Here is a 16855-nt window from a genome sequence, read left to right on the forward strand (position 1 = left end):
TCGGAGTAGGGCAAAGAACGGCTCTAAGGTGAGTTGATAACGGGCTTCATCAGCAGAGCCTGATAACCGACGAAAATCGGTAACAGTACCATGCACACGTTTAGCAATCGCCTCTTGTGTGGCAAGTTGGGCTAACGATTGTATTGGCGGGGTAAATGTTAAACTGGCACTGCGTCGTAAAAGTTGTTGAGGCAATAAGTCTTTAGCCGCACAAGTGAAGGTAATTTGGTAGCGATAAGTCTCACTGATGGCTTCACGCCCAGTGAAGTGTTCCACATCGAGTAATTCATCACACCCTTGTACCTCAAGGTGATAACGGTTTTGGCCACTAAGCAGGGTCTGAGTTGTTTTTTTAAAATTCATAGCTGAATATATAAACACATTTTATTTGTTTATTATTAATAAACTTTTTGTGTTTATCCTTATAATAGAGTGATTGGTATAATACTAATTATTAATATAGTCATTTAATGAATTTGATATTGATTTTATATTCTCTTCTTTTTTTATAGCGTCTATTTTTCTTATAACCTTTATTATTTCATTAGTAGAAGGGATATTTATATTTTTAAGCTGTGTTGCCATTGTATGAGGAAAAGTTAAACCATAAGTAGCGGAGTAATAGAGTTGAATATATTTATTTATACCATCATCATGGATAAGCTGATCTACTGGGATTAATTGCATTGATTTACTCCATTTATCACCAAAATAGATCATGCGAGATAAAAAATAGCTACCAAAAGGTTCCCTAACTCCACTCTCTGAATGCATAAACCAAGCGCGAGAATCATGTATATGATTATCGAAAAAATCGACTATTTTTCCTAAATCAGAGCTAATATCATTTTTTATTAAAAAAGGTTCTAGAAGAGAATATATTTGTTTACTTTTTTCTTTTAGACTTAAATATTCATTACGCTCATCTTGATAAGTAATCACTTTAGCATATTCTGCTATCGTGCCATTCAAGTTTTGTAGCATAAATGATTGTGCAACAACACTAACAGGAAAGCTATTTTCAGGGAGTGTGTTACAAGTAGTATCAGCTTGATAATAAGGATTATCTATAGAATGGTAATAATCGATTGCCTGACAAGTTTCTACTGTATTGTGAGTTATTTGTATTAAAGGTGGTGGGCGAGGTACGTCATTATAATCTGCTTTAAATTCTAAAGATGCTTCCCAAAGCTGCCCCCTAGCATTAGTTGCATCAAATAAAGGTGGACCTATGAGGTAAGATGGTGGTAACCATTTATTAAGATCATTTTGTTTTTTAGCTTCTTCGTTTCTTTTTTTAGCAATATTATTGATTGTATTTTCTATATCTTTATGTTCTTTAGCTAGAGCACTGCTTGCTTGCTGGCTAAATTCAATCTCATAAGGTTGAGCTTTTATCTCCAAATGTTGAGGGGCATATTTAAAGAAATCTTGTTGTGTTAGATTCATTGCGGAGTTTTGAGGTGATGCATAACGTCCAATACGCCAAGCAGTTATTAAAATAAGCTGGCATTCAATGACACTTTCAACATCATTTGTTATAAAACGATTAGGAACATAAGATGAAATTGATTTAGTTTCATTATTTATTGTTATTTCTGGTAGAGTATTCTCTCGCCATGCATTGAATTTATTAATAAGTTTTACTGAGAAATCGAACTCATCTTGTATTGTCTTATTCATTTTTCTAAAAGAATAAGACTTCTGTTGCTCTGGCGTTAATAATGAAAAGCTCTCAGTGCTTAATGATAATGGTGCACCTGCATCTATTGCTGCTGCATACATATCATGTAGAGTTATTTGAGAAAAAAGCTCATCATGGCCACCTCTTGCTTTACCTTGATCTTCGGGTGGATAACCTCCTCCAATATCAGAGTGCATGCCTGGGTAAATAATTTCTCGAGTATTTTGTGGGTAGTTCCCTTCAGGTGTTCGTATAGAGTCTACAGCAAAAGATTGTCGTTGCTCATGGGCTGCCATGAAATGGTAGCAATTTTTAATTAAACCTGATTTTGGCAATTGTTGGGTTCCATCAGCCCAGCCATTATGGCCTGTAAACATAGGCATAACATTCGCGAAACCAACTGCAGGCACGGTATCAAATAACCCTAAAAATTCAACTGAGACGGGAATGCCATAAATAGTTTCTTTAGGAAATATTAATGGTCTTAATGGGGGAGCCTGTATATAAATATAATTAAGAAGTTTATCTATCCAATAAACAAAAGTACGCGCTTCTGCAGAACCTCGAGAAAACCCATAAATATATAATTTTAATGCGACGAGTTTTGGGCGATGTTTTATTATTTTATTTCTTATCTTCCTAAGTTGTTTGAATAAAACTGTTGTTGGATTGTAATGATCTGCAATGCTCATTTCTGAAAGCAGTAGACGCATTTCTGCTAAAGTGAGCTTATCACCTGTAACAGCATGATATAACGTATTACATATTTGAATTAATGCCCAGCTAATACGAGCCTCCCCTCCTGAGGCGAATGTTAACCCACTATTATAGTATTCATAGGATTTAATTTCAGGGAATGGAGTACCTACACCTGACATATAGTAAGTATAAAAACCTTTATCCGTTACCTCTTTTATATCAGGAGAGCTGGCATGAAAAAGTTTAGCTACATTGGTTGGATGAGGGGGGTCGGAATCTTCAGTATCATTTTTATTATTATTATTTGTGCCATCAAAGAAAAAACTGACATGTAAGCTTTTACAACATTGTGTAGTACCTTTTTGAGGTATCTGAGATCTCGGTTTATTGTCTTCATATTCAATTTTTTTAATATTTTCTTTCAACTGTTCATGGGTCAGTGATAAACGACCTTGTTGGGGGAAAAATGGAGGAGCCCAACAAGGATCTCCTTTTGTCGCATGCTTATCATCTATAGTCCCTTTAATCATATTAATAAGCATGAAATGAAATTTTTTATTAGCAGCAAGATCTAATATTAAGGACATACAGCAGGCTCCTCCATAAAGCTAGGCTCTTTAATAGGATAATCAGGGTGGCTAGTGCCATGACATGAAAGGGTGATTTTTACTTCTTGGCAAGGAAGAAAGTGCACGTCAACACTGCAAGGATCATCATATTCAGGAATTTCAACCATTTTTTGGTAGTGACGATAATTCGCTTTATGTTGTTTCATATATTGACGGAATTCATCAGTACCTATAGGCGGAGATTTATCATAAGCATTAGGATCAACTTCCCATTCCACTAATACAGTTTGATTTGGTGTCCATTTAGCAGGTACAAGAATACAACAAGTTCCTCCCGCTCCTTGTCCATAATTACCATTAACTTTGAACCAATTGACAGATGTGTCTTTAACGTGATTATAACCGTGTAAATTTCCTGCCAAATATTTCTCTTCAGGTTGGTGAATAAATAATAAATAGACTGCAATAAGCGCAATCGCGATCCCACTAATAATAGCGAATACTTTTCGATTTATTTTTGAGGACATACAGCTGGCTCCTTCATTTCGAGTGGATCCTGTATTGGATATTCAGGACGCCAAGGAGCAAAACAAGAAAGCGAGACTTTTACTTCTTGGCAAGGAAGGAAATGCACTTTCATACTACAAGGATCATCATATTCGGGAATTTCAACTACTTTATGGTAGTGACGATAATTCGCTTCGTGATTTCTCATGTAAGCTTTAAATGCAGGATCTGTAATACTAGAGGAATCTGTTGGATAGGGATTAGGGTCAACTTCCCATTCCACTAATACGGTTTGATTTGGTGTCCATTTAGCGGGTACCATAATACAGCAAGTCCCTGCTACCCCTTGTCCGTAATTGCCATTAACTTTAAACTTATTCACAACGGTGCCTTTAACGTGATTATACCCATGTAAACTACCTGCCAAATATTTCTCTTCAGGCTGACGAATAAATAATAAATAGACTGCAATAAGGGCAATAGCGATCCCACTAATAATCGCGAATATTTTTCGAGTTATTTTTGAGGACATACCGCAGGTTCTTCCATTTCAAGAGGATCTTGTATTGGATATTCAGGTCGCCAAGGGGCAAAACAAGAAAGCGAGACTTTTACTTCTTGGCAAGGCAGAAAATGTATTTTCATACTACAAGGATCATCATATTCAGGAATTTCAACCACTTTTTGGTAATGACGATAATTCGCTTCGTGATTTCTCATGTAAGCTTTAAATGCAGGATCTGTAATACCAGGTGAATCTGTTGGATAGGGATTAGGGTCAACTTCCCATTCGATTAATACGGTTTGATTTGGTGTCCATTTAGCAGGCACCAAAATGCAACATGTATCATTGGCACTTTTCGCATAATAACCATTAACTTTGAACCAATTAACAGAGGTACCCTTTACATGATTAATTCCACTCATACTCCCTGCTAAATATTTCTCTTCAGGCTGACGAATAAATAATAAATAGACCGCAATAAGCGCAATAGCGATCCCACTAATAATAACGAATATTTTTCGAGTTATTTTTAAGCGCATATTGCGGACCTTATATTTTAAGAATATTTATTCATTAGAGTAACGGTTCATCACTAAAACTCAGGGTGATCCCTTCATCATCGTTATAACCCAAGGTGACAAATTGGGCTTGTTGATTATCAGCTTGTCGCATTAATAATTGCTGGCTTAATACAGGTAATATTTGTTGATTGAGTAAGCTATCAATATTACGAGCGCCAGTATCAGGTAATAAACAGGTAGAAACTAAGGTGTCATACAGCGCTTCTTCCACAATACCTGTTAAACGATAGTGGGTATAAAGACGCTTCATAACTCGATTAAGCTTCATCTCAACAATAGTACGTAATGCTGTTGGATCAAGAGGACGATAAATGAGTGTTTGGAATCGCGCTAATAGTGCAGGCTGGAAGTGATCGCGTAATGTAGGGCGTAGTACTTCCTGCAATTCGCCGTCACTTGTTTCAGGAAATTCTTCAAGTTGTTGCATCAGCAAGTCACTTCCTAAGTTTGCCGTCATTAAGATAACGGTATTGCGAAAATCGATTTCACGGCCTTCTCCATCTCGCATAAATCCACGATCGAAAACTTGATAGAATAAGTTAAGAACATCACGGTGTGCTTTTTCAACTTCATCAAGTAATACAACGCTGTAAGGACGTTTGCGTACTGCTTCCGTTAAAATACCGCCTTGACCATAACCGACATATCCTGGAGGTGAACCCTTAAGTTGGCTTACCGTGTGGGCTTCTTGGTATTCTGACATATTAATGGTAACAAGTGATTTTTCACCGCCGAATAATGTATCAGCAAGGGCAAGTGCGGTTTCAGTTTTACCTATACCACTAGGGCCGACTAATAAGAAAACACCTTGAGGACCATTTTCTGATGCAAGCCCTGTTCTCGCTGCTCGTAAGCGTTGTCCTAAAGCAATCAATGCGCTGTCTTGCCCTATAACACGTTTACCTAATTCCGTTTCTAATCTCAGAAGCTCTGTTTGCTCATCTTTTAATAAACTAGAAAGAGGTACGCCAGTCCAATCAGCAATAACTGTCGCCACAGTGCGTACATCCACATCCGTTGTAATAAGAGGAGAATTATCTTGTAATTGTTCTAGTTGTTCTTGAATTTCACTAACATCTAATTCATTTTGACGACGAGAGAGTAATTCTGTAACTAGTGTTTTTTCTTGCTCAAAGCGTTGCTCTAATTGCTGTAGTTCAATCGTGATTTTAGCGTCTTTAGTCACTAGCTCTGAGAGTAAATCTTGGCTTTGAGTATTGCCAATTGCAATATCTTCTAAAATAGCGTGTTGCTCAAGTTCAAGTGCTTTTCGTTTTGCTTTTAATCGAGTAATTTCTTCTGGTAATGTATCTAAGCTCATGCGAATTCGAGCGCTCGCTGTATCGAGCAAATCAACCGCTTTATCAGGTAATTGGCGACCAGTAAGGTAACGACGAGATAAAGTAACGGCAGCTTTGACCGCATTATCAATAATGTGAACACCATGATATTTCGCATAGCGTGATTTCAAACCACGTAACATTAAAAATGCACGTTCATCATCAGGCTCATCCACTTTGACAATTTGGAAACGACGCTCTAATGCGGCATCGCGTTCAAAGTATTGTTTATATTCAGACCAAGTTGTTGCTGCAATAGTGCGTAGTTCACCACGAGCAAGTGCGGGTTTGAGTAAGTTGGCGGCATCAGCACCCCCTGCTTGGTTACCTGCACCAATAATAGTGTGGGCTTCATCAATAAATAGGAGAATAGGGGTAGGGGATTGTTGTACGGCTTCAATCACATTTTTGAGGCGTTGTTCAAATTCACCTTTAACGCCAGCACCCGCTTGTAGTAATCCTAAATCTAAAGTGCGTAGTGAGGTCGTTTGTAAGCTTACAGGAACATTTTTTTCGATAATTCGTAGTGCCAATCCTTCAACTAAAGCGGTTTTACCAACACCAGGCTCACCAACTAAAATAGGATTGTTTTTGCGACGACGAGAGAGAATATCAACCATTTGGCGAATTTCATCATCTCGACCAAATATAGGGTCGATATCACCGTTGCGTGCTTTTTCTGTCATATCCACCGTAAATTTATTTAATACGGCAAGTAAAGCTTCGTTAAGTTGTTCACCCACAATAGCATTTGTATTATTAGGTGATGAGCTGTTTTCTTCGCTTTTTGGGGTGAGTTGAGATGGGGATTGTGACGTATTATGTGAAGCTAAGCTTTGCACTTCAGGGCGTTCATCTGATTGAGCATCAAGAAGAGGTCTTAAGCGTTGTAGCTGTGTTGCACTTAATGTCATCAGTGGCCATAGTGAATCATTAGGTACTAATTGAGGTTCTTTCACCATCGCAGATAATAAATGTACACTGCGAATGTTTTCTATATCTTCATCTAATGACGCGATAACCCAAGCTTGCTGAATTAAATTAAGTAATGGTTTAGAAAGTTGAGGGCGACTATGAATTGAACGAGGTAGATTATCTATATGAGCAAGTAAGCTTTGCCAAATACTTCCCATATCCCACTCATAACGGCGAGCAAGTACAGTGATGTCACTTTCACCAAGTTCCAATATTTTGAGAAGCCAATGTTCAATGGTAATTTCCGCGTGTGCTCGTGTTTGACATAATGACGCTGCGGCTTCTAATGCGCTGGCACAATAAGGATTTAAACGGCGTAGTAACATCACAGATGAATTGTCCATATTCTCTCTCTTTACTTGGAAAAGGGTAATAACACCAAATGATTGGGTTGGGATTTAGGCACGCTACCGCCCATAACCGTAAACCGAGGTTCATAAGGTAATGGTTGTTAGTTTGTGGGTAGAGGTAATTAATGATGAAAAATGCAGGCGATAAACGCCTGCATTTGATTTTAAGAAATTAAGCAGTTGCTCTTTCATTCCAAGAATCTGAATGAATGATATTGCCGTCTTTATAAGTCCAAGTGATTTTTTCATAACGCAATTCAATCTCTTCGAGATGATTGTGTTTTTCTTTACTTGGATCTTTAATGTCGTGCATTTTTGGTGCGACTTTCACAACTTTAACGTTTTCAAGTTTAGTGTTGAAATATTCAACTTCTTGGCCTGCATCATCAATGCGATACCATTTGAATTCAGCTTCTTTTAACGTTTGTCCTGTCGTTACAGCCTTGTAAAGGTAAGGACTTGAAGCATCGATTTCTTTAACGAAGATGAATGGGGTATGAATACGAGTACCTGTTAATTTCCCTGTATTGTTATCAGTAGGAATATAAAGGTTATGATCTTGTGCGACGACTTCGATGCTACCTTCACGATCTTGCACATTTACAGAACCTTTAATTTCTGCACCACCGTCATCTTTCAGCCATAGGTAAACAGGAATTGCCATAGTTACTTCTCCTTCATTGTAGTATGTGTGCCATCGTCCATCGGTGACACGGGTTTATCATTGAGTGTTTTGCATGCATCAGCTTGTGGCATTAAACGAATTTCCACTCGCCGATTACGTGCTCGCCCTTCTGTAGTGTCATTACTAGCAACAGGGTTACTTTGTCCATATCCTTGAACAGCGAAGCAAGTAGGATTGATATCACTTGTTTCTATCATCCAATCACGAACAGATTCAGCTCGCTTAAGCGATAATTTTTGATTAAATTCAGCATTGCCGGTGTTATCGGTGTAACCTGAAACAATAATTAACCAACCGGGTTTAGCTTTAATATTGATTAGCGCATCAACTAATACCTTAGTTGCACCAGATTTGAGGGTATATTGCCCAACATCAAATAAGGCTAAGCTATCAAGAGAGATCATTGTTGGTGTCTCTTGAATAATAATGGTAGGTTCAGGTGCTGAAGGCGGTGCCCAGCTTCCTAACAAAGTGTGTAGATACGGTAATACGTATTCACCTTGGTATAAGGCGAGAGAATAAGCCGTTGGAATACCTTCTCTTTCCCAACGTGATAGCTGGGTTGCATCATCTTTTAGCTGATTGTAAGCGGCTTGTTTTGCTGATAATGGCTCATCAGATAATCGATGAAAACGAGTGATATCGTCATCAATATGGCGAAGTAATTGGCGATTATGATGGTAACTTCCGCTAAGTGCGCCAATTAAAAATAAGCCACAGATTAAACCAATCGTACCAACTAAACATTCACCACGACTCAGATTCACATCATGATGTAAGCGACGTAACATCACATCAGGAAGAGGAAGTAATGTTTGTGTAAGTGCTGTAGTCACAAGCGGTAACGCTGTTTTTTCTTCAATAAATTGAAGCCATAGATTATTGGGCTGAGGTTCAACGTGAGTCCATTGAATTGCCCATGCTGACGGCGTTAATGGCAAGGCACCAGTTTGTTCTACTGTTAATTGCGGAATAAAGACTTTTTGTAGCCATTCAAGTAAAACATCAAAGAGTAATGCTGATTGTAGTTGTTGCTTACTATTCGCATTTTGTGATGCTAACCAAACCGAGTAAGGCTCTGCGACATTACCTTCAAGTTCTGCTTGAAATTCGTTTTGGTGACTTAGTAGCGTGAACCAAAGATGTTCATCATCTTTATCACTTTCAAGACTATTTTTAATTTTTGAAGGTGAAATATAAACCGTTGTCCAAAAAGGAATACGAGTTCCTAATTTACGGTAACTTTCTCCAATCGCTCTACGCCAGCAAAGTAATGATTGAGTCACGTTTTCAATCTCAGTCAATTGCTCAGGTAATAGCGCATATAAAAGAGATAATTGACTAATAATTGAAGGCGTATTCTCACCAATAGTGTGCACAACATTGTTCAGTTCTGATGGACTGGTTATGTTGATATACCAACCTTGTGATGTTTCTCTGTGTAATTGACCTTCAGAGAAAAGAGCTGAAGACTGCCCACAAACGAGTACAACTGCGCCTTGATAGTTATCAGCGGGTAATGATTCAATAAAATGTTGTTCGAGTGTGTGCTGTTGGCGCTGTTGCTTGTAACGCCAAAAGAGAACACTGCCCATAATGACGAGAACAAAAACAGTAAAAAAGAGAGATATTGATAGACCTAAAGACCAAAATCCCCATAGCAACCAGAGAAATAAGCTGATTGCAAACAGTGTAACTAATGCTTTTATTGGGTTTTGCATTACTTTCCCTGAACCATCAACTGTTGCAATAAATGTTCTAACGAAGTAGAGAATCCCCACCAAAGTGCGACTAACAGTAATCCTCCTGCTACCCAACCAAACCAATAAGCTTTACGATGGCTAAAGCGTAATTTTGGTTTCACTACAAGAGGTAGCTCAGAAGAGGGTATGTAAGAGGAAACTTTAGATGAAAGCTCTGTAACAATGCGTTCTCTTTCAGGATCTTCAATACGGCGAAATTTACCCACAAATCCTAAAGTGAGGATGCGATGAAAGCAGAGTAGAACATCTTTATTTGGTGATGTTTCTGATAATACGCTACGTAACCTATCCCATAGCTTGTCGCCCGCTTCTAGTGTATTGAAGTAGCGAGCTTGAAGAGGGGATTGTATCCATGTTTTATAGCCATCATCTTGATTAGCGCGGTTCATTACACTTTCATCAATTAAAGCGCATTGTGCATACTGCATATTTTCTATCGCAGCATCATCGTAACCTTTGTCTACTAATTGTTGGCGTGTGTCATCAATGAGTTGACAAACTTTGCGATAAAATTCATCTCCATTTGAAATAGATGTACCTTGATTAAGCTGACAGACCATTAACCAAGTATTAGCAAAAATCATATCTATTGATTGTTTAGAGGCTGGAAGTGTATTCATGAGCGCAGCACCGCAAATAGTTCGAGATGGATTTCACCTAAGGTTCCAGGAACATAAAATGCACATTTACCCGAATCTAACATGGCTAAACCAGCAGGATTATCTATATCAAGTGCAAAGTATTGATTTTCTAACCGTAGTGGTAGTGCTGTTGGAACTTGAGTCAAAGCATGTAATGGAATACCTTTCAGTGCGATATTAACGACATCAGAGACATCATCTGCACTTCCTGCTTTACAAAGTAAAGGGAATTGTGTGACAAGAAGATGTGTTGGTAGTGATGAACGTACAGAAAGATAGAAATCAGCATCTTCACGTAAGCGACTATCGTGAAGTTCACCTTTCCAAAAAGGTCCATCTTTTTGTAAATCAATGGTGACTATTCGAGATGGTAAACTTGCTTCAAGTAGAGAATTTAATAGAGCAAATAAAGGCGGAAAAACAAGCTCTGGCTTATCGTGCTGATAAGCCGGGATATCTTCTATTTGATGTTCAAGTGAGAAAGTTAATAAACTACCAGCAAGACGCGCAAGTTCTCGATATAAAAATTCAGGATGGCGGTGAAGCTCTCCCATTAATTCATTTAGAACAGGTTCAGCGCTATTGAGGGAGTTTAGTAACCAAAATAAAGAAACATCAGCTACCGCAAAATCAGCCATTTTTTCATTACTTTCACGACGTAACATCATTAGACGACGACGTTTAGCGACTAAACGATGCATAAACTCTGTTAATAGAGTCACAAGAGCAGGGCTCCCTTGTGAAGAAAGCAATGGCGGAATAAAGCTTGAATCAAAAGACCATGAACCTTGTGTATTACGAATCAATCGTGCAACAGGGCAGGTAAGATAGGCACTATTTTCATCTTGAGCAAAACGTAAGCTGATTGCATGGCGCAGAACCGCAATATCTGTTTGCTCTTGTCCAACAAGATCTTGTACCTTTTGCCATTCTTGACGAAAACGTCGAGGTCTTTCTGTACTTCCTTCAGCTAATAAATTTCCACCATTAGCCAGTAGTAAAGGTAAGGCAAGAACAACATCTAATGTTTGATGCTGTTCATATTGGGCTAGCTCTACAACAGGTGGAAGATTATCTGCTAATGAAGTATCAATTAAGGTTCCATCAGCAAAGCGCACAACCATTTTTTGTGCGCTTAATCGAGAAATAGTTAATGCACTTTCATCGAATTCAGTTGTGATGACTCCCCATGGAGATGCTATCGCCATTTTTGCGACAACATCGGCAACATAACTATCCCATCGGGCTTGTTGCTGAAATTGTTGTGGGGCTAAAAAAGCCCCATCAGTCCATAAAGGACGATAGATCTTCATCCCTGAATATCCTTATGATTTCGATTTTGGCATTTGTGAAACTAAAGATAAATCAACATCCATACCTTCAACTTGGAAGTGAGGTACTGCATATAATTTCACACGGAAGAAACCAGGATTATCTTCAATATCTTCTACAACTACTTTTGCATCACGTAATGGATGCGATGCTTGTAAATCATCACCAGGATCAGTCATTTCGGTTACTAAGCCACGAACCCAGTTATTTAGTTCAAGCTCAAGTAAGCGACGGTCTTTAGTTGTACCGATATTTTCACGTTGGATAAGTTTTAAATAGTGAGCGATACGTGATAATAAGAAGATATAAGGTAAGCGTGAGTTAATTCTGCTGTTTGCAGTTGCATCTGCTGTATCATAAAGTGCAGGTTTCTGTGCTGAATTAGCTGAGAAAAAGCATGAGTAATCACGGTTTTTATAGTAAGACAGAGGAATAAATCCTAAGTTTGCGAATTCAAATTCTCTTGTCTCAGGGATCATAACTTCAGAAGGTATTTTGACTTGGCTTCCTGTTCCTAAGTCAAATAGATGTATTGGTAAATCTTTTACCGCACCACCTGCTTGTGGCCCACGAATTTGTACACACCAACCATTATTAATAAAGCTTTTTACCATATTAGCGGCGAAAGCAAAGGTTGCATTTGTCCATAAATATTTCTCGTGATCAGGACCTTTTACTTCTTCAACATAGTTAAAGCTGCGAACTGGAACGGTGTCTGGTCCATAAGGTAGACGGCCTAATACACGAGGCATAGTTAAGCCGATATATCGTGCATCATCTGAGTCACGGAAAGATTTCCATTTGATATATTCAGCACGGTCAAAATAGTTACCAATATCTTTGATAGCAGCAACTTCTTCCATTGTTTCTTTACCAAAGAATGCAGGACCTACTGAACCGATGAATGGCATATGAGCTGATGCTGAAACTTTAGAAATGTTACGTAATAGCGCGATATCTTGAGGATTACGATCAAATTCATAATTTGAAATTATTGCAGCGATAGGTTCACCCCCTGGGGTGTCATATTCAGCAATATAAGTATGGTGATACAGTCCACTTTGAATGATTTCAGGACTATCTTCAAAATCTTGACGCAAGTCGTCTTTAGCAATATCAAGTAATTCAATTTTGACATTTTGACGAAAATCAGTGCGGTCAATTAAAGATTTTAAGCCACGCCATGTTGATTCAACTTCTTGGAATTTAGCATGATGCATTACTTCGTCAAGTTGCTGACTAATTTGTTTATCAAGCTCAGCAATATGATGATCTAGCAGGTTTCTATCTAAGCGTTCTACTTTTTGCCCTGATGATTTCAAGCGGTCAAGGAAGACTTGAACGGCGATAGTTACACGCTCATCTGCAGTTGCATCTGCTAACATTGTGTTGTCTTGAAATTCATTAATATCACTGATCTCAGCAACTGGAGTGAGATTAATTTTTTCAAATAAAGAAGCATAAACGCCTTGGCTTTGTGCATTTTCTAGTACTGTTGTTGTACTTTTATTCGTTTCACTATTTACAGACATCAGCATAATCCTGTGTTATTTCCAAATTAATCTTTTTTCGGCGCTAACTGAGCTAATTCCTCGCGTAATTCATCACTAAGAGCAGGATCTTTTAAGATATTTTCAAGCTCTCTGCGAAAAGTGACGTTATCGAGAAGATTAGATTTGAGGTCACGTAAGAGATTACGCATAGCAAGCATGGCGCGAAGTTGAGGGATCTGACGGGCGACTTGTTCTGGTTCGAAGTCTTTCATATTTTTGAATGAAAGCGCGACATTTTCCTCAGTACCATCATTAGCTAGTGTATTTTTCACTATGAGATTAATAGATGGGGTAAATTCAGCGAGAACACTATCAAAATTATTTTTGTTGATATTTACCTTCTCACGCTCAGACAGGGCTCGAGTGTCTTGTCCATGGCTATAGTCACCAACAGCGAGAAGCTTGAGTGGTAACTCTACTTTTTTTTGTGCACCGCCAGTGTGCAGATCTAATTTAATATTAACGCGAGCTTTGGGGACTTCATTTTGGAAACTATCTGACATGAGAGATATTCCTTTAATTGTGCATATGCATTTTAAAAATGCATGTATAAATAATTGTGATTTAATAACTAAAACTTAACTTATTGTACGTATATTTATATCGCTGAATGAGTCACAGATCAAATTTTCTTATTAATAAATTTGAAGTAGGTACAAAAAACAAACTTAATGAGTTATTCAAAAAAAACGCTATTATAATATTTTTGTTGCTAATTCAGTATATTATATTTTTTATTTTTACAGGCAAGAAATAATAACGAGTAAATTGTAACACTAAGTTTCATTTTATAAGTAATCTGAAATATAAGTGAAATTTGATTTATTTTAGGTGAAATGACTTATGTTTATTAAGTTATAAATGAAATACTAAAGAGTTATAAATATAAAAAAAACAACTGTAGGGTTTGGATATCTTTCTAAAGTAGTGTTTTTTGGGTTTATTTAGGTTTTTATTTTGCTATTTGAATAAGGTTGATGTTATTTTTCTTTACACATTAAGTGCAATAGCGATTTCATGTTTGAAATAATTTTTGCGTTGAAATCATTTTGTATTTATTTTGAGCACTTATTTTTGAGGTAAATTCAAGCAATAGTATTTACTATTTTGTATGATGAATGAGTCGTTGAACTAGTATGATAGTTTGCGAAGTTCTACTTTTTATAATCTGGAATTTCAAATAATAAGATAGAGAGAAAAAGTAAGTTTAAAATAGTAAAGCCATATTAAAAATGTCGATATGTGAAGTTGAGTTCTTGCTTGTTAATTAAAATAGATATTTTTCTTATCTATAAATTAGATAAAAATATTAAAATTTTTATTAATTTAAATTATTAGTATTTAATAAGGTGTTAATTATTTAAAGAGTAAAAATAGAATATTATGTTTATCTTTATTTTTTTAGAGTCTTTAATATCGATTAAATACACCTTTTTATAACAAAAAAGCACCCCAAGAGGTGCTTTATAATCACTATTTTGATGCTTTAGTTGTTTTTTATTTTACAGGGATTTTTGTCGGATCATTGGGTTCGTTGATTTCAATAGGAACAAGTTCACCCGTTGTATCTGGCAGTATGTCATCAGAAATTTTGCCATTAAATACATCGTGCATTCTTTCTTTATCAAGAGCATCCTCCCAGCGAGCAACAACGATACAAGCACAGGCATTACCGACAAGGTTAGTTAATGCTCGACATTCTGACATAAAACGGTCTATTCCCAAAATTAATGCCATGCCTGCAACAGGAACACTTGGTACAACAGAAAGTGTTGCAGCTAGAGTTATAAAGCCTGCACCTGTAACACCAGCAGCACCTTTAGAGCTTATCATTGCAACTAATAAGAGTGTGATTTGCTCAGTTAATGAGAGATCAATTCCTGTTGCTTGTGCAATAAATAATGCCGCCATAGTCATGTAGATATTAGTACCATCTAGATTAAATGAATAACCCGTTGGAATAACTAAGCCAACAACGGATTTCTCACAGCCAACCTTCTCCATTTTCTGCATTAAAGTAGGCAGTGCAGCTTCAGACGAAGATGTTCCTAATACTAACCAAAGTTCGTCTTTAATATATTTAATTAAAGAGAGGATAGAAAATCCATTATATTTAGCCACAGCGCCTAATACGACAAGCACAAAAAGTAAGGATGTTATATAGAAGGTAAGCACAAGCATTAGTAAATTACTAACAGAAGAAATACCGTATTTACCAATAGTAAAGGCCATTGCACCGAAAGCACCAATAGGCGCTAATTTCATTAGCATGCCAACCATTTTAAATACAGGATCTGAGAAGTTTTGCAGGAATTTAAGAACAGGTTCACCCCGAGTTCCAATAGAGGCTAGTGCAATACCAAATACTACAGAAACAAATAAGACTTGTAATATGTTGCCATTAACTAATGGGCTAACTACTGTTTCTGGAATAATATTCATTAAAAAACCAACAATAGAAGAGTCATGCGCTTTAGTGACATAACCTTCAACTTTGCTTGCATCTAATGAAGCCGGAGAAATATTTAAACCCTCACCAGGACGAATTACATTTGCAACAATCAAACCGATAAACAATGCAATTGTCGAAAATGTTAGGAAATAAGCCATTGATTTACCAGCGACTTTACCTACTGCTTTCATGTTATTCATGCCCGCAATACCTGTTACTACAGTTAAGAAAATAACAGGTGCGATAATCATTTTTACAATTTTAATAAAAGCATCACCTAGAGGCTTAAAGGATTCACCTACATCGGGGTAGAAATGACCAAGTAAGATACCAAGCACAATAGCGAATATCACCTGGACATAAAGTACTTTATAAAGTGGTTGTTTTTTGATTGAAGTTTGCATAAAAATTCCCTGCACCTGATGGGTACAATATAGTTATAAGTCAGATAAAATAGAATTGTAAATAAAAGTTTACATAATTGTTTTTTTATTGATGTTAAATTAAATGGATGAGTAATAGAGGTCAATAAAAGAAAATTTCTTTCTTTTATTATTGTGCGCTGAATCGAAAAAAAATATTTCAACTATCTGTTTTGTACATTCTTTAGACATTGATAATCACAAAAATAGAATTTATGGTTTTTATTCTTATTTTGTTAAGTTTATTGAAATAAAAAGCTATCAAATAAAAAAGAAAGTAGTTTTTTATAATATATAAATGGAATAAAAATATAAGCATTGAACAGCGTTATATAAAAAAATATTACGACCATTTTATAAATCAATTATAAGATGGTCGTAAATATAGATTAAAAATTATTTTATAAATAATACTATTCGTTTACATCTTCACGAATAAAATGAATTAATTCAGGCTGTGCAATTTGTTGATAATCTTTCGTATTTAAAATTATAGAACGTTCAAGTGTTCCTGCATTAAATGCTAATTCATCAAAGCGCTCAAAAAGTAAGGGATCAGCAACTAATTTTAAAGAAGGATGAAAGCTAAAAGGTGGAATTGCACCAAAAACACATTGCGTGAGTTCATCTACTTCTTTAGGACTTGCGAGTGAAGCGCGAGTGCCCCCCATCGCTATGGCAAGTTTATGAAGATCAGCTTGTTTATCGGCAGGTAAAATAGCAAGAACATGTTGTTTAATTCCGTTGCCTTTTACATGACAAACTAGGCCTTTAGCACCTTGTCCTAACTCAGTACC

The 16855-nt window shown here is 36.8% G+C and carries 14 protein-coding genes; all 14 read right to left on the bottom strand.

Annotated features, from left to right (window positions below):
* Window positions 1-363 (bottom strand): contractile injection system protein, VgrG/Pvc8 family (locus M983_RS13815; protein WP_281180123.1); only part of this gene is annotated, 363 nt, incomplete at its 3' end.
* Between the two features lie 84 nt (window positions 364-447).
* Window positions 448-2970 carry a T6SS phospholipase effector Tle1-like catalytic domain-containing protein gene (locus M983_RS13820; RefSeq protein ID WP_066752084.1) on the bottom strand — a complete coding sequence of 841 codons (2523 nt, stop codon included), beginning with the start codon at window positions 2968-2970 and terminating at the stop codon, window positions 448-450.
* Window positions 2961-3479 carry a Tli1a family immunity protein gene (gene tli1a, locus M983_RS13825; RefSeq protein WP_083954609.1) on the bottom strand — a complete coding sequence of 173 codons (519 nt, stop codon included), beginning with the start codon at window positions 3477-3479 and terminating at the stop codon, window positions 2961-2963. The genes M983_RS13820 and tli1a (M983_RS13825) overlap by 10 nt, the downstream gene beginning before the upstream one ends.
* On the bottom strand, window positions 3464-3991 hold the full coding sequence (tli1a, locus tag M983_RS13830; protein WP_066752087.1) for a Tli1a family immunity protein: 528 nt from the start codon (window positions 3989-3991) through the stop codon (window positions 3464-3466). The genes tli1a (M983_RS13825) and tli1a (M983_RS13830) overlap by 16 nt, the downstream gene beginning before the upstream one ends.
* Window positions 3976-4503: a Tli1a family immunity protein gene (gene tli1a / locus M983_RS13835; protein ID WP_066752088.1), complete on the bottom strand. Its 528-nt coding sequence runs from the start codon at window positions 4501-4503 to the stop codon at window positions 3976-3978. The genes tli1a (M983_RS13830) and tli1a (M983_RS13835) overlap by 16 nt, the downstream gene beginning before the upstream one ends.
* Window positions 4504-4537: 34 nt before the next feature.
* Window positions 4538-7204 (bottom strand): type VI secretion system ATPase TssH, encoded by a 2667-nt coding sequence (gene tssH / locus M983_RS13840; RefSeq protein ID WP_066752089.1) that lies wholly within the window; start codon window positions 7202-7204, stop codon window positions 4538-4540.
* Window positions 7205-7382: 178 nt separating this feature from the next.
* On the bottom strand, window positions 7383-7874 hold the full coding sequence (locus tag M983_RS13845) for an Hcp family type VI secretion system effector (protein WP_006815472.1): 492 nt from the start codon (window positions 7872-7874) through the stop codon (window positions 7383-7385).
* A 2-nt stretch (window positions 7875-7876) separates the two neighbouring features.
* On the bottom strand, window positions 7877-9616 hold the full coding sequence (locus M983_RS13850) for an OmpA family protein (RefSeq protein WP_066752094.1): 1740 nt from the start codon (window positions 9614-9616) through the stop codon (window positions 7877-7879).
* Complete coding sequence (tssL, locus tag M983_RS13855) at window positions 9616-10278, bottom strand: type VI secretion system protein TssL, short form (RefSeq protein ID WP_066752097.1); 663 nt, start codon at window positions 10276-10278, stop codon at window positions 9616-9618. Before tssL ends, M983_RS13850 begins: the two co-directional genes overlap by 1 nt.
* Window positions 10275-11612: a type VI secretion system baseplate subunit TssK gene (tssK, locus tag M983_RS13860; RefSeq protein WP_066752099.1), complete on the bottom strand. Its 1338-nt coding sequence runs from the start codon at window positions 11610-11612 to the stop codon at window positions 10275-10277. The genes tssL and tssK overlap by 4 nt, the downstream gene beginning before the upstream one ends.
* A gap of 12 nt (window positions 11613-11624) precedes the next feature.
* Window positions 11625-13169, bottom strand: a complete 1545-nt coding sequence (tssC, locus tag M983_RS13865) for a type VI secretion system contractile sheath large subunit (protein ID WP_066752101.1) — start codon at window positions 13167-13169, stop codon at window positions 11625-11627.
* Window positions 13170-13189: 20 nt separating this feature from the next.
* Window positions 13190-13687: a type VI secretion system contractile sheath small subunit gene (gene tssB, locus M983_RS13870; RefSeq protein ID WP_066752103.1), complete on the bottom strand. Its 498-nt coding sequence runs from the start codon at window positions 13685-13687 to the stop codon at window positions 13190-13192.
* A 994-nt stretch (window positions 13688-14681) separates the two neighbouring features.
* Complete coding sequence (locus M983_RS13875) at window positions 14682-16040, bottom strand: dicarboxylate/amino acid:cation symporter (RefSeq protein WP_066752106.1); 1359 nt, start codon at window positions 16038-16040, stop codon at window positions 14682-14684.
* A 431-nt stretch (window positions 16041-16471) separates the two neighbouring features.
* The coding region (locus tag M983_RS13880) for a YbaK/EbsC family protein (protein WP_066752108.1) at window positions 16472-16855 on the bottom strand (384 nt) is incomplete at its 5' end.

It is taken from the genome of Proteus myxofaciens ATCC 19692 (genome assembly GCF_001654855.1).
Classification (GTDB): Bacteria; Pseudomonadota; Gammaproteobacteria; order Enterobacterales; family Enterobacteriaceae; genus Proteus; species Proteus myxofaciens.

Bases quoted from the DNA above. Each gene is read 5' to 3' on its own strand.
- M983_RS13820 (WP_066752084.1), bottom strand. From the start codon at position 2,970: ATGTCCTTAATATTAGATCTTGCTGCTAATAAAAAATTTCATTTCATG.
- tli1a (WP_083954609.1), bottom strand. From the start codon at position 3,479: ATGTCCTCAAAAATAAATCGAAAAGTATTCGCTATTATTAGTGGGATC.
- tli1a (WP_066752087.1), bottom strand. From the start codon at position 3,991: ATGTCCTCAAAAATAACTCGAAAAATATTCGCGATTATTAGTGGGATC.
- tli1a (WP_066752088.1), bottom strand. From the start codon at position 4,503: ATGCGCTTAAAAATAACTCGAAAAATATTCGTTATTATTAGTGGGATC.
- tssH (WP_066752089.1), bottom strand. From the start codon at position 7,204: ATGGACAATTCATCTGTGATGTTACTACGCCGTTTAAATCCTTATTGT.
- M983_RS13845 (WP_006815472.1), bottom strand. From the start codon at position 7,874: ATGGCAATTCCTGTTTACCTATGGCTGAAAGATGACGGTGGTGCAGAA.
- M983_RS13850 (WP_066752094.1), bottom strand. From the start codon at position 9,616: ATGCAAAACCCAATAAAAGCATTAGTTACACTGTTTGCAATCAGCTTA.
- tssL (WP_066752097.1), bottom strand. From the start codon at position 10,278: ATGAATACACTTCCAGCCTCTAAACAATCAATAGATATGATTTTTGCT.
- tssK (WP_066752099.1), bottom strand. From the start codon at position 11,612: ATGAAGATCTATCGTCCTTTATGGACTGATGGGGCTTTTTTAGCCCCA.
- tssC (WP_066752101.1), bottom strand. From the start codon at position 13,169: ATGCTGATGTCTGTAAATAGTGAAACGAATAAAAGTACAACAACAGTA.
- tssB (WP_066752103.1), bottom strand. From the start codon at position 13,687: ATGTCAGATAGTTTCCAAAATGAAGTCCCCAAAGCTCGCGTTAATATT.
- M983_RS13875 (WP_066752106.1), bottom strand. From the start codon at position 16,040: ATGCAAACTTCAATCAAAAAACAACCACTTTATAAAGTACTTTATGTC.